The 12,492-nt window shown below is 68.4% G+C and carries 9 protein-coding genes; 2 read left to right on the top strand and 7 right to left on the bottom strand.

Translation table 11 applies throughout. The annotated features are described in order from the left end of the window. Positions 1-82: 82 nt before the first annotated feature. From KF715_07820 to KF715_07805, 4 genes are all read right to left on the bottom strand, one after another. Entirely contained in the window at positions 83-2,440 is a 2,358-nt protein-coding gene (locus tag KF715_07820) for a TonB-dependent receptor (GenBank protein MBX3736579.1), read from the bottom strand. A 31-nt stretch (positions 2,441-2,471) separates the two neighbouring features. After that, positions 2,472-3,233: a response regulator gene (locus KF715_07815; protein ID MBX3736578.1), complete on the bottom strand. Its 762-nt coding sequence runs from the start codon at positions 3,231-3,233 to the stop codon at positions 2,472-2,474. Next, positions 3,230-5,086 carry a histidine kinase gene (locus tag KF715_07810; protein MBX3736577.1) on the bottom strand — a complete coding sequence of 619 codons (1,857 nt, stop codon included), beginning with the start codon at positions 5,084-5,086 and terminating at the stop codon, positions 3,230-3,232. Before KF715_07810 ends, KF715_07815 begins: the two co-directional genes overlap by 4 nt. 313 nt (positions 5,087-5,399) lie before the next feature. Beyond that, positions 5,400-6,878 carry a GTP-binding protein gene (locus KF715_07805; protein ID MBX3736576.1) on the bottom strand — a complete coding sequence of 493 codons (1,479 nt, stop codon included), beginning with the start codon at positions 6,876-6,878 and terminating at the stop codon, positions 5,400-5,402. Between the two features lie 233 nt (positions 6,879-7,111). Here KF715_07805 and KF715_07800 point away from each other — a divergent pair, with 233 nt between their 5' ends. Beyond that, complete coding sequence (locus KF715_07800) at positions 7,112-7,348, top strand: DUF1653 domain-containing protein (GenBank protein MBX3736575.1); 237 nt, start codon at positions 7,112-7,114, stop codon at positions 7,346-7,348. Between the two features lie 131 nt (positions 7,349-7,479). Here the strand turns inward: KF715_07800 and KF715_07795 are convergent, their stop codons facing one another. Both KF715_07795 and pyk read right to left on the bottom strand, forming a co-directional pair. Further along, positions 7,480-8,169: a phosphatase PAP2 family protein gene (locus KF715_07795; GenBank protein MBX3736574.1), complete on the bottom strand. Its 690-nt coding sequence runs from the start codon at positions 8,167-8,169 to the stop codon at positions 7,480-7,482. A gap of 80 nt (positions 8,170-8,249) precedes the next feature. Continuing rightward, entirely contained in the window at positions 8,250-9,683 is a 1,434-nt protein-coding gene (gene pyk, locus KF715_07790) for a pyruvate kinase (GenBank protein MBX3736573.1), read from the bottom strand. Between the two features lie 173 nt (positions 9,684-9,856). Between pyk and KF715_07785 the strand changes: the two genes are divergently transcribed. Beyond that, positions 9,857-11,323: an MFS transporter gene (locus tag KF715_07785; protein ID MBX3736572.1), complete on the top strand. Its 1,467-nt coding sequence runs from the start codon at positions 9,857-9,859 to the stop codon at positions 11,321-11,323. Positions 11,324-11,580: 257 nt separating this feature from the next. Here the strand turns inward: KF715_07785 and KF715_07780 are convergent, their stop codons facing one another. After that, positions 11,581-12,378 carry an MBL fold metallo-hydrolase gene (locus tag KF715_07780; protein MBX3736571.1) on the bottom strand — a complete coding sequence of 266 codons (798 nt, stop codon included), beginning with the start codon at positions 12,376-12,378 and terminating at the stop codon, positions 11,581-11,583. Positions 12,379-12,492: the final 114 nt, after the last annotated feature.

Genomic DNA, 12,492 nt, shown 5'->3' with positions numbered 1-12,492 from the left:
AGGGACGACCTCTGTGTAGTCCGTCGTTCGCGCGGAATGGAGGCAGCGCAGGCGTCTCGTCTGCGCTGCGCGACGGGTGCGCTCACCAAGTGCGGGTGACTTCGAACGCGAGGCGGCGCGGCTCGCCGCGCACGAAGGTCGGGATGCCGAAGCTCGCGCCGGTGTTGCCGGCGTCGATCCGGGTGGCGCGGTCGAGGGCGTTGCGGACGGAGCCGGTGATTTCCCAGCGCCGATCAGCGGAGGTCCAGCTTGCGCGGGCGTGGAGCAGCGCGCCGCCGGGTTGGCGGAGCGTGCCGCCGGAGCGCGTGTTGTCGTCGTCGAAGAAATGCGCCGAGCGATACTCGAGGCGCGGCGCGAAGGTGAATCGCCCGCGCGCGAACGGCGCGGTCCAGCTTGCGCCGAGCGCGGCGGTGTGCCGCGAGGTGAGGCGGAAGGTGGAGCCGGCGAATTGTTGCGCGATGCCGTTGTCGGCGCGGTCGTCGAAGGTGGCGTCGGTGTAGCCGTAGGTGGCGAAGAGCGCGCACGCGCCGTTCAGTTGCGCGGTGAGGGAGGCTTCGGCGCCGCGGCCGGTGGCGCTGCCGGCGTCGAGCGTGACGAAGCGTGCGAGGTTCGCGGGGTCTTGCACGGAGGTCTGGAAATGGCGGTAGCGATACGCGAACGCGGCGAGCGACCAGCGGTAGCGCGCGTCCGCCGACTGGCCCTTGGCGCCGAGCTCGGCGTTGACGATCGATTCCTCGCGCGCGCGAGTGCGATCGGTGGACGTGATGATGAGCGCGGGCGGACGGCGGCCGCGCGAGAGCGTGGCGTAGAGACTGGCGCGCGGTGTGGCGAGGTAGCGGGCGGCGAGGCGGCCGACCCAGCCGGTGGAGCGCGCGGAGTCGGTGAGGCGGCCGGCGGTGGGTGCGATGGCGAAATTCGGCGTGGCGCCGAGGAGGAAGCCGAGTGTCGAAGGCACGGCGTCGGCGGGCGCTTCGTAGCCGGTGGTCTGGTGCTCGAGCGTGAGGCGGAGGCCGGCGGTGAGTTCGAGGCGTTCGGTCGCGCGCCAGGTGCCGTCGGCGAAAAAATCGACGGCGTCGAACGCGGCGTCGTTACGGTAACGGTCGGCCGCGAGTGGGCGCAGCGGCGCACCGGCGAGTGTGGCGAGCGGCGCGAGCGGCGGCACGAACGCGAGCGCGGCGAAGCCGGCGGGAAGATTCGTCTGCGGGAGGAACGGATGCAGCGGCGGCACGGCGGCGTCGACGAGTGTGGCGGGCACGCCAGCGGCGAGGAGGCCGCTGCGGAAATTGCCCGCGAGGAACGGCCAGAGCTGGCGCTCGTCGGTGGCGAGATCGACCGTCTCGGCGGCGCGTTCGCGCGTGGCGCTCAGGCCGAGGAAGCCGGCGAGGCGCTGGTCGTCGTCGAAGTTGAGACGGAGTTCCTGACTGAGTTCGCGGCCGGTTTGGTGGTCGCCGGCTTCGAGGAGGAAGAGGCGCGAGCCGTCGATGTCGCTCTCGTCGTGCGCCGTGAAGCGCCGCGCGGAGGTGAGCGAGACGAGCGTCCAGCGCGGCGCGAGGCGGTGCGAGAGCGAGAGCGTGGCGCTGTGGAGCTCGCGCGTGCCGCCGAGCGCGGCGCCGCGATTGAGTTCGGCGGCGGTGAACGGATCGGTGTCGCCGCGCGAGGTGGGGATGACGCCGCTCTTGAACGCGGTGCCGCTCGCCGTGTCGCGTTCGTAGCCGAGGATGAGATCGATGGTGGTGTCGGGCTGCGGTTGCCGGCGCAGCGATGGGCGCAACGCGACGGTGTCGCGGCCGCCGAGCGCGGGACCGCCGGCGAGGTTGGGCGTGGCGCCATCGGCGCGATCGAAAAGGAAGGCCACGCGCGCGCTCAGGCGCGCGTCGGGCGAGGCGGTGTTGACGAAACCGGTGGCGCGGCGCTGGCCGGCGTCGCCGCCGCCGAGCGCGAGGCGCGCGGAGTCGGTCGCGGCGGGGCGCGCGGTGACGAGCGAGAGCGCGCCGGAGCCGGCGTGGCGGCCGAAGAGCGTGCCTTGGGGGCCTTTCAGCACCTCGACTTGCGCGAGGTCGAAGAGCGCCACCGAGGCGCCGGCGGTGCGACCGATGGCGACGCCGTCGAGGAAGACGGAGACGCGCGGCTCCTGGCGCGGGTCGTTCGAGTCGGTGCCGACGCCGCGGACGTTGAGGCTGGGATACGACGGCGATTGGGTGGAGACGAAGAGGCCCGGCACGAGCGGCGCGAGCGCGTCGAAGGAATCGATGCCGAGCGCGGCGAGCGCGGTGCCGGAGTAGGCGGTGAGGGAGGCGGGAACCGATTCGATGGACTGACCGCGTTTCTGAGCGGTGACGACGAGCGGTTCGAGACGCGCGGGCTCCTCGCTGGGCGTCTGAGCGGAGAGCGCGAGACCGAGGCTGCCGCCGAGGAGAAAAAGGAAGAGGGCGCGAGTCATGCGGGGACGCGAGAGGGTGGGCGGCGGGGGCTCAGTCGCGGAGTTGCGCGAGGTGCTGGCGCAGTTCCGCGAGGTAGCGCTGGCTGGCGACGACGGGTTGCGCCATGCCCTGGACCGTGAGGTGGCTGACGTCCACCGTGACGCGCGCGACGCCGTGGACGTGCGCGGCGTTGACGAGGGTCTGGCGATGGACGCGGACGAAGTGCGACGACGGGAGCTGATCCTCCCACGACTGCAGCGTGCGCCGGACGAGGAGGCGCTCGGCGGGAGCGCCGACATGCACGGCGGTGTAGTTTTCCTCGGACTGGATGCAGCGAATCTCGCCGACGCGCACGAAACGCTCGGTGCCGCCGCCGAGCTTGAGGTGGACGCGGTCCTCCAACAAGAGCGGGGAGAGTGGAGCGGGAAGCGGGGCGAGTTGAGAGTTGAGAGATGAGGGTTGAGAGTCGGGCGCGAGGCGGGCGAGGGCGACGGCGAGGCGCTCCGGCACGACGGGCTTGAGGAGGTAGTCAAGGGCGTTGACGGTGAACGCGCGGACGGCGTGCTCGTCGTGCGCGGTCACGAAGATGATGCGCGCGCCGGGACGGACGAGCGGCACGAGGTCGAAGCCGGAGCCGCCGCGCAACTGGATGTCGAGGAGAACGAGATCGTAACCGGAACGCGCGAGCTGGAGGCGTGCATCGGTGAGCGTGCCGGCTTCGCCGACGACTTCGATGTCGAGGTGCACGGCGAGGAGCGAGCGCAGAGCGTCGCGGGCGATGGGTTCGTCGTCGATGATGATGAGACGTTTCACGAGTGGAGCGGCGAAGGCAGGCGGAGCGTGAGCGTGACCCAGCCGTCGTCGGCGGCGGTGGTGAGCGTGGCGGCGGGGCCGTAGGCGCGCGTGAGGCGCTCGCGGAGATTGGCGAGGCCGGTGCCGGTGGAGGCGCGGAAGGGCGCGGCAGAGGCGCGCGGCGGCGAGTCCTCGGGTTGCCATTCGCCGCTGTTGATCACGGTGAGCGTCAGTCCGCCGTCGGGCTCGCGCCGGGTGGCGAGGCGGAGCGTGAGCACGCGCGGGCTGGTGGCGCCGCCGTGCTTGATGGCGTTTTCGACGAGCGGGAGGAGCAGGAAGGGCGGAATCTGGAAGGCGTCGGCGGCGGGATCGAAATCGGTGGCGATGACGAGATTCTCGCGCCAGCGCGCCTGCTCGATGTCGAGGTAGCTGCGGAGCATGGCGAGTTCGTCGGCCAGCGTCTGCCACGAGCCGCGCGGGCGCATGAGCGTGCTGCGGCAGAAATCGGAGAGTCGGCGCACGAGATCGCCGGCGGCGGCGGAGTGCGGGAGCACGAGGCCGTAGATGGAGTTGAGCGCGTTGAAGAGGAAGTGCGGGTTGAGCTGATAACGGAGCGCCTCGAGCCGCACGGTTTCCTCAGCGAGGCGGGCTTCGTAGTGCTCGCGCTGGAGGCGCGCGAAACGGTCGGCGAGCGCGAGCGAGAGCAGGAGCATTTCGAGGGCGGAGCCGAAGAGGGCGCCGAGGAAGGCGTTGCCGAAGGGGATCGCGAGCAGCCATTGGACCGCCATCGGAAGACCGCCGAGCAGGAGCGCGCCGAACGAGAGCGCGAAGTAGCGTGCATGCGCCGCACCCGCGCGCCAGACGATGATGGCGCCAGCCATGATCGTGCCGTGCGTGGCGACGCCGACGGCGAGCACGACATGCATCCACGCCGGACTCGCGTTGCCGAGGATGGAGAGCGCGCCGAGCCCGAGGCCGGCGTTCAACCAGAGCAGCGCGCGCGCGAGGCGGTCGAAGCGCGGCGCGAGTTCGGCGAATTGCAGGAACTCCCGCGCGAAGCCGACGAAGAAGAACGCGCTCGCCGCGAGGGAGCCCGCGACGAGCGTTTCATAGATCGGCGTGGGCACGGCGGCGCCGACGACCTGATCCTGTGCGCGCGCGAGGACCATGAAGAACGCGAACGAGCCGAGGTAGGCGAGGTAGTAGCCGAGGTCGCGATGCCGGAGGCGCGACCAGAGCACGCTGTTGTAGATGAGCAGCGCGGCGAGGATGCCGAAGTAGAGCGCGTCGGCCAGCGTCGCGCGCAGTTGCGCGGCGTGGAACGCGCGTTGCTCGGGCCACCATTGGAGTTGGAGCCAGGTCGAGAAATGATCCGCTGCGCGCAGGTAGAGCGTGCCCGCGCTGTGCGGCGGCAGCTCGACCGGGAAGGCGGCGGCGCGGCCCCACGTCGGTTTCTCGGCGGCCGGCACGGATTGGCCGGTGCGCGCGTGGCTCCAGCCATCCGGCGCGGTCGCCTCCGGTGCCCACAACTGGATTTCGTCGGCGATGAAATCCGGGTCGGCAAGCACGCCGCGGATCGGTTGCGCGGTGGGGTTGGCGAGCGTGATGCGCACCCAGACGGCTTCGCCGAGGCCGGCGTGGATGTAGTCGCGCGATTGAAAGGCGTGCCAGCCCAGCTCGTCCCGCACGGCGGGCCACGCGAAGTGATGCGCGGGATCGGGGAGCACCTCGATGCGCGCGCCGGTGTCGGCGAGCAGGCTCATGCCGCTGCGGTCGCCGGCGACGCCGTAGATGAGCGCGGAGAGGCCGCCGACGGCGAGGAGCAGCACGAAGGCGAGCAGCGGCCGACTGGGCGCGGAGGCGGCGCGGTTCATTGGCAAGGGGAAGTGCCTGGCGCGGCGCGGGAGGGCAATCCCGTTCAGGCGCGCGTGGGCGATCGAGAGCGCAACGCATGCGCGGGGGATCACCAACCTTGTTGTGACGGCAGCCGCAAAATCAGTGACGAGAGCCGCGCGGGTGCGGTCGCCAGCGAGCCGCGCGGGTGCGGCGCTCGCCTTGAAGCTCAACATTCAACGTCAATCGGCGCGAGGGGGCTCGAGGGTCGCCTGCAAGCAGGCTCCTACAGGGGGCGTCGGCTCGCGGGCGCTTGCCGCTACGAGCGAGGCGGAATCGAAGCGGGCGATCCGTTTACGCGAGGCAGGCTTTGAAGCCTTCGGTCAGCGCGGCGCGGTCGAGGTTTTTGCCGATGAAAACGAGGGTGTTCGTGCGGTTCTCGTCGCGCTGCCACTCGCGGTCGAACTTCGCGTCGAAGAGCATGTGCACGCCTTGGAAGACGAGGCGCTTGTTCGTGCCCTTCACGCAGAGCACGCCTTTCATGCGGTAGATGTCGCCGCCTTTGGTGCGGAGGAGTTCGCTGATCCAGTCGTTGAGCTTCTTGCCGTCGAGGTCGCCGGGGACGCTGATGCCGACGGAGGAGACGGCTTCGTCGTGCGAGTGTTCGTGGCGGAAGGTGCGGTCCCACGCGTAACGGAGGAAGCCGGCGCCGTGCGGGTCGTCGGCGGGCGCGCCGGAGCCGTTGCGGGCGTAGAAGTGCGTGGGGACGTCGTGGGCGGTGAAGAGCAGGTAGCGCCCGGTGGCGGGAATCGAGAGGCGGAATTTGCCGTATTCGTTCGCGAGCTTGAGGCGGTTGAGTTTCGGGCCGACGGCGAGCGACTCGCCGGGGAGCACGATGTTTTCCCAGTCGGAAAAGGTTTGAACCGTCGCGTTGATCGCCGCGGTGACGTCGGGTTCGGCGAAGGACTTCACAGGCACGACGACGACGTCGAGTTCGTTGTGGTTGTGGCCGCAGTCGGGGCCGCACTCGTGATCGTGTTCGCCGTGGTGGTGATGCGCGTGGTCGCCGTGATCGTGGTCGTGGCCGCAGTCGTGTTCGTCGGCTTCGGCAGGATCGTGGCCGATCTCGAGTTCGTGTTCGCCGGCGGTGAGTTCATAGCCGCCGGCCCATTCGAAGGGATATTCCATCTCGAGGAACTGCGGATCGACTTCGACGGCGCGCTCGAGTTTGAAGCCGCCGAGGTTGAGCACGCGGTCGATGGGGACGGCGGCGTTTTGCGCGCGGTAGACTTTGGCGACGGCGTTGATGCGTTTCAGGCGCTGCTCGAGTGCGTCGAGCTCGGCGGGCGTGATGAGGTCAGTCTTGTTGAGCAGGATGACGTCGGCGAAGGCGACTTGCTTGAGCGCTTCAGGCGAGTCGTCGAGGTGGAGCAGGATGTGTTTCGCGTCGACGACGGTGACGATGCCGTCGAGGGAGAACTGCTCGCGCATTTCCGGATCGGTGAAGAAGGTCTGCGCGACGGGCGCGGGGTTGGCGAGGCCGGTGGTCTCGATGAGGATGGCGTCGAGGCGGTCCTTGCGCTTCATGAGGCGCGTGAGAATGCGGAGGAGGTCGCCGCGCACGGTGCAGCAGATGCAGCCGTTGTTCATCTCGAAGATTTCCTCGTCGCTCTGGATGACGAGCTGGTTGTCGACGCCGACTTCGCCGAATTCGTTTTCGATGACGGCGATCTTTTTGCCGTGCTGCTCGGTGAGGATGCGGTTGAGCAGCGTGGTTTTGCCGGCGCCGAGGAAGCCGGTGAGGACGGTGACGGGAATGGGAGCGTTGGCCATGTCGGAGGACGGAGAACACTAGACAGAGGACAGAAAGGGCCGAGAGGCAAGCGGGGCTTGCGTCGTTCATGACGGCGCGAGTGGCGTCGTTTGGTGGACGGCTTTGGCTCGGAGCATGAACGCGCGACGCACGAGTGCGAGACGGCGCGATCGAGCAATGTTGCTCGTTTAGAACTTTCGCCGGCTGACGGGGAGGCTTGCGCCGCGGCGAGGAGCGCGGTGGATTGGCGGTGATGAACGATCTGCCGCCGCTGCCGAGTGAGCCGAAGCCTGGACTCTACCGCCACTACAAGGGCAACGAGTATCGCGTGCTCGGGCTCGCGCGGCATTCGGAGACGCTGGAGCCGCTCGTGGTTTATCAGGCGCTCTACGGCGAGCGCGGGACATGGGTGCGGCCGGCGGGGATGTGGAGCGAGATCGTCGAGGTCGGCGGGCAGCGCGCGGTGCGGTTCGCGCGGATCGGCGACTGACCGTGCGATGCGCCGCGTGAGCGGTTGAGGGCAACCGCCCTGTCGCGGCGTGCGTTGGACGTCCCGAATGGAGCGAGCCGAAGAAGTTACCCTGAACCCGCGCTCGGAGAGCGCGGGCTACCTGGGCCACCTCACGCGGCCTTCTGGTGCGCGGCGATCGCGGCGGCGAGCTCGGCACGGATTTCCTCGAGGGCGTGCTGGGTCTCGGGGGACTTCAGCATGGCGGCGGCGATCGCGGCGCCGAGGTGATGGCCCGCCACGACGTCGCTCGGGTAATGCGCGCCGCCGTAAAGACGGCTGAGGCACACGAGTTCGGCTTGGTGGTGAAATTCAGCGGCGTGGTCCGGGAGCGCGGCGCCGAGCAGGGTGGCGTGCAGCCAGGCGGCGGTGGCGTGGCCGCTCGGATAGGAGGAACCGTCGGGTTTCTTGTCGAAGGCAAGGGTCAGGGCGGGATTGTCCTCATGTGGACGATGGCGCGCGTAGGCGCTCTTGGCGCGGTCGGTGAAGGGGCGCGTTTCGACGGTGGAGTTCTTGATGAAGGCGGCGAGTTTCGGGAGCGTCTGTGCGCTCGCCCAGTCGCCGAGGACAGGCTGCACCATCTTGAAGACGTCGTATTTCTCCCAGCGGCGGGCGAGGGCGACCTGTTCCGGCGTGCGGTTCTGCACGAGGAGGGCGAGGGTGGCGCGCTCGGCTTCGGCGACGATGGTGTCGGGCGCAGGCGGCGGCGGGACAACTTGGAGGGAATCGAGCGCGTCGGGCGCGATGAAGCCCGCGCGCGCCAGACTGGCGAGAAGCGTGAACAGAACCGCACAGCGTAACATGCCGGCGGATTGAACACGCGCCGCGCGCGGTGTCGATAGATCGTTGACGAGCGGTGTGTCACCGCTCGTCCACTCCGGGCTCACTCGACAGTGCGGAGCTGGATGCTGTCGACGCGCTGGTGTGTCTCGGTGGTGATGTCCGAGACGATGACGATCTTGTCGCCAGCGCGGAGGCGGCCGAGTTTGCGCAGGGCGGAGACGGCGCGCTCGAGGGTCCGCTCCGGATCGCCGAAGGGATGGAGGATGTAGGGCTCGACGCCGCGGACGATTTTCAGGTGTCGCAGCGTGTCCATCGAATCGGTCACGGCGAGGATCGGCGCGCAGGTCGGGCGGTGCGCGGCGAGGCCGGCGGCGGTGATGCCGCGACGGGTGAAGCAGAGGAGCGAGGAATTCGGCAGCTCGTTCGCCATGATGACGGCGGAGCGGAGGAGCTTCATGCGCTCGGCGATGAAGACGGCGGGTTCCTCGATGTCGGCGGCCATCTCCTGCTCGATGCGGCGGGAGATCTTGTCGAGCACGGCGACGCACTCGAGCGGGTATTTGCCGACGGTGGTCTCGCCGGAGAGCATGACGCAGTCGGCGCGTTCATAGACGGCGTTGGCGACGTCGGTGATCTCGGCGCGGGTCGGCATGGGCTGGCCGATCATCGACTCGAGCATGTGCGTGGCGATGATGACGGGGCGGCCGATGGCGAGGCAGATGGAGACGGCGCGGCGTTGGACGACGGGCAGATCCTGGAGCGGAATCTCGATGCCGAGGTCGCCGCGCGCGACCATGAGGACGTCGGTGGCGCGGATGATTTCCTCGAGGTGCTCGATGGCGGACTGGTCCTCGATCTTGGCGACGATGCGCGCGGCGGAGCCGTGTTGCTTGAGGAAGGTGCGGAGATCGTGCACGTCGCTGGCTTCGCGGACGAAGGAGAGGGCGACGAAGTCGATGCCTTCCTGGATGCCGACGAGCGTGTCGCCGCGGTCCTTTTCGGTGAACGACGGGAGATTCACCCGCACGCCCGGGAGGTTGATGTGGCGGCGCGACTTCAGCTCGCCGGGCGTGAGCACGCGGCAGCGGATGCGAGTGTCGTTCTTTTCGAGGACCTCGAGGCGGATGAGGCCGTTGTCGACGAGCACGGTGTCGCCGACGCGGATGTCGTTGACGAGATTGCGGTAGTTGACGTCGACGGAGCGGACTTCCTCGGCGCGCTCGGCCTCGTTCTCGGGTTTGACGGAGAAGTCGAAGATCTCGCCGGCCTTCAGCTCGATGGGCAGGGCGACGTCGCCGGTGCGGATCTCGGGGCCTTTGATGTCCATCATGATCGCGACCTCACGACCGCATTGCCGGGAGACTTCGCGGATGCGGCGGATGATGGCGCGCGTCCAGTCGTGCGTGGCGTGTGCCATGTTGAGGCGGACGACGTCGACGCCGGCCTCCATCAATTGCGTGAGCATCGCCTCGCTCTCGGTGGCGGGGCCGAGGGTCGCGATGATTTTGGTGCGGCGGAAAGGCACGGGCGTCATGCGGGGCGAAAGGAAGGCTCCGGCCGGGGCCGGTGCAAAGCAAAAGGCTGTGTCACCATGAGCGGAACGATTTGTTACATGAGGTTAGTAGTTTTTCCGTGCCATGCCCGGGGGTTCCGCTAAACAAACGAGCCACGTTTCGCGTTGGTTGGCTCCCTTTTCCTCTCGCCCTCATGTCGCTCAGCATCGTCGCCCTCTGCCTTCTCGTCGTCGTCGGCATCTACTTCTACAACAACCCGCTCAAGCACGGCCCGTGGTTCCTGAGCCGGCGGTTCATCAACTGGTTCCCGCTGGGGATGACCTACTCGTTCCTCTACATGGGGCGCTACAACTTGGCGGTGGCGAAGAATTCCTTCGGCGCGCTGATGACCAACCAGGACTTCGGCATCATTTTCGCCGCGGGCACGTGGGTCTACGCACTGTCGTTCCTCGTCAACGGCCCGCTGGTGGACAAGATCGGCGGCAAGAAGGGCATCATCATCGCCGGCGTGGGCTCGGCGCTCGCGAACATCGCGATGGGCGTCGTGACTTGGCTGGTCGTCACGCAGCGGATGCAGCTGAACCTCGTGTGGGTGCTCTCGATCACCTACGCGCTGAACATGTATTTCCAGAGCTACGGCGCGGTCTCGATCATCAAGGTGAAAGCGAACTGGTTCCACGTGCGCGAGCGCGGCGTGTTTGGCGCGATCTTCGGGACGCTGATCTCCTTCGGCGTCTATTTCGCCTTCGACTGGGTCGAGGCGATCATCGACATGACGAAGCTTCACGCCGACGGCGCGATGGGCGGGCTCACGGCCCTGTTGCAACGGGTCTTCGTGCCGGCAGGGGCGACGACCGATGCGACTTGGGCGGCGTTCTTCGTGCCGGCGGCGATCATCCTTTTCTGGGTCTTGCTCGACTGGTGGCTCATCAAGGAAACGCCCGAAGACGCCGGTTTCCCGCACCTCGACACGCACGACGCCTCCTCCGGCCACATGCACGAGGAATACACCACGCTCGACCTGTTGAAAAAAGTCTTTGGCAGCCCGCTCATGCTGATGCTGGCCGGTGTGGAGCTGACGTCCGGCGTCCTGCGCAACGGCATCATGCAGTGGTATAAAATCTTCGCCCACGACGTGCCGCAGCCCGGCGCCGAGGCCATTCTCAAGAACTGGGGCCTGCTGCTTTGCATCTTCGGCATCATCGGCGGCTTCGCCGGCGGGTTGATCTCGGACAAGTTCTTCCAATCGCGACGCGGGCCGCCGGCGGCGATTTTCTCCGCGTTCATGCTCATGATGGCCGCGGTGATGGCCATGACCATCTTCTCGATGCCAGTGCTGGTTGGCGTGGCCGCGCTGCTGATCGTCGCCGCCGTCACCGGCGTGCACTCGCTGATGTCCGGCACGGCCGCGGCGGATTTCGGCGGCCGCAAGGCCACCGCGACATGCTCCGGCATCGTCGATGGCTGCGTCTATCTCGGTAGCGGTGTGCAGTCCGTGTGCGTCGGCTACCTCTCGGGCCTGAGCTGGCGCTGGTGGCCGATGTTCCTCATCCCCTTCGCGCTGGCCGGCGGCATCATCGCCTGGCGCATCTGGAACGAGCTGCCCGCGGCGACGCGCAAATACATCGACGAACACGAGAACAAGCCGACTTCGGCCTGAGCGATCGATTCTGGCTTTTCACCCAACGCCGCCGTGCAGGCGGCGTTTTTCTTTGGCACTGATCGAGCGGCGGCCTGGTCTCGCGGTTGCACGCGTGCCGGTCCGTGCTTCGGGTTCGCCGGAGCAGGTGGGGCGCGAACAAGCTCGCTGCCTACAGCGGTCGCTCGGTTTCCGGGTCGACGGACGATATCGCGTTGGAGTTCTCGCGCTAGTCCCGTCGCCGCGCGCGATGGCGCTGCCGGAGACGGAGTTCGCCGTCAAAACTCCAGCAGCTCGCTCGCGCCGCCCGGCGCGACGACCGAGAAGCTGCATCGCAGCGCTGCCAATGCCGGCCCGCACGCGGCCTCGACCGCCGCGGGTGAATTGCAGTCGCGGCTGAGGTGCGCGAAGAACACGTGGCGCCAGCGCGGATTCGCGACGGATTGCAGCAGTTCGCGCGCGGCTTCGTTGGAAAGGTGGCCGTGCCGGCCGTTGATGCGCTGCTTCACCGACCACGGGCGCTTCGTGTCGGCCTCGAGCAGGCGCGGGCAGTAGTTCGCCTCGATCACCAGCACATCGGCGTCGCGCACGCGCTCGCGCACGTGCTGCGGCGCATGGCCGAGGTCGGTCAGCCACGCGAGCGTGCGGCGCGGCGCGAAGAGATCGCCCTCGTGTCCGTGCGAGATGAAAAAGCCGACCGGGTCCTGCGCGTCGTGCGGCACCGAGAAGGCGCTCACCTCGAGGTCGCGGAAGCGGAATGTCGCGCCCGTCTCGAACACCTGCCAGTTGGCGCGATGCTTGAGCGAGCGCTGCACGGCCTGCGCCGTGGCGTGATTCGCGAAGACGCGGATGTGCGGGTGCTTCGCGAGGCCGCTCAGCCCTGCGGCGTGATCGCCATGCTCGTGCGTGAGGAAAATGGCGTCGATCCGCTCCAGCGATTCGCCCGCGGCGGCGAGCATTTCGCCGAGGCGGCGCGCGGAAAAGCCCGCGTCCACGAGCACGCGAGTGTCGCCGGTGGAGAGAAGAGCGGCGTTGCCGTTGCTGCCGCTGCCGAGAATGCGAAACCGCACGGGCATCGCGGCGATTGAGCGGCGCGCGCGTGGCGTGGAGCAAGGGAAAAGTCGGCCTCAGCGACGGCGGCGGACCGGCCGCGGGCGGGCGGCGCAGTTGACGCGGCGGGGAAACTGGCT

The sequence above is a fragment of the Candidatus Didemnitutus sp. genome (assembly GCA_019634575.1).
Taxonomy (GTDB): domain Bacteria; phylum Verrucomicrobiota; class Verrucomicrobiia; order Opitutales; family Opitutaceae; genus Didemnitutus.
This window is presented reverse-complemented; position numbering and strand designations above follow the sequence as displayed.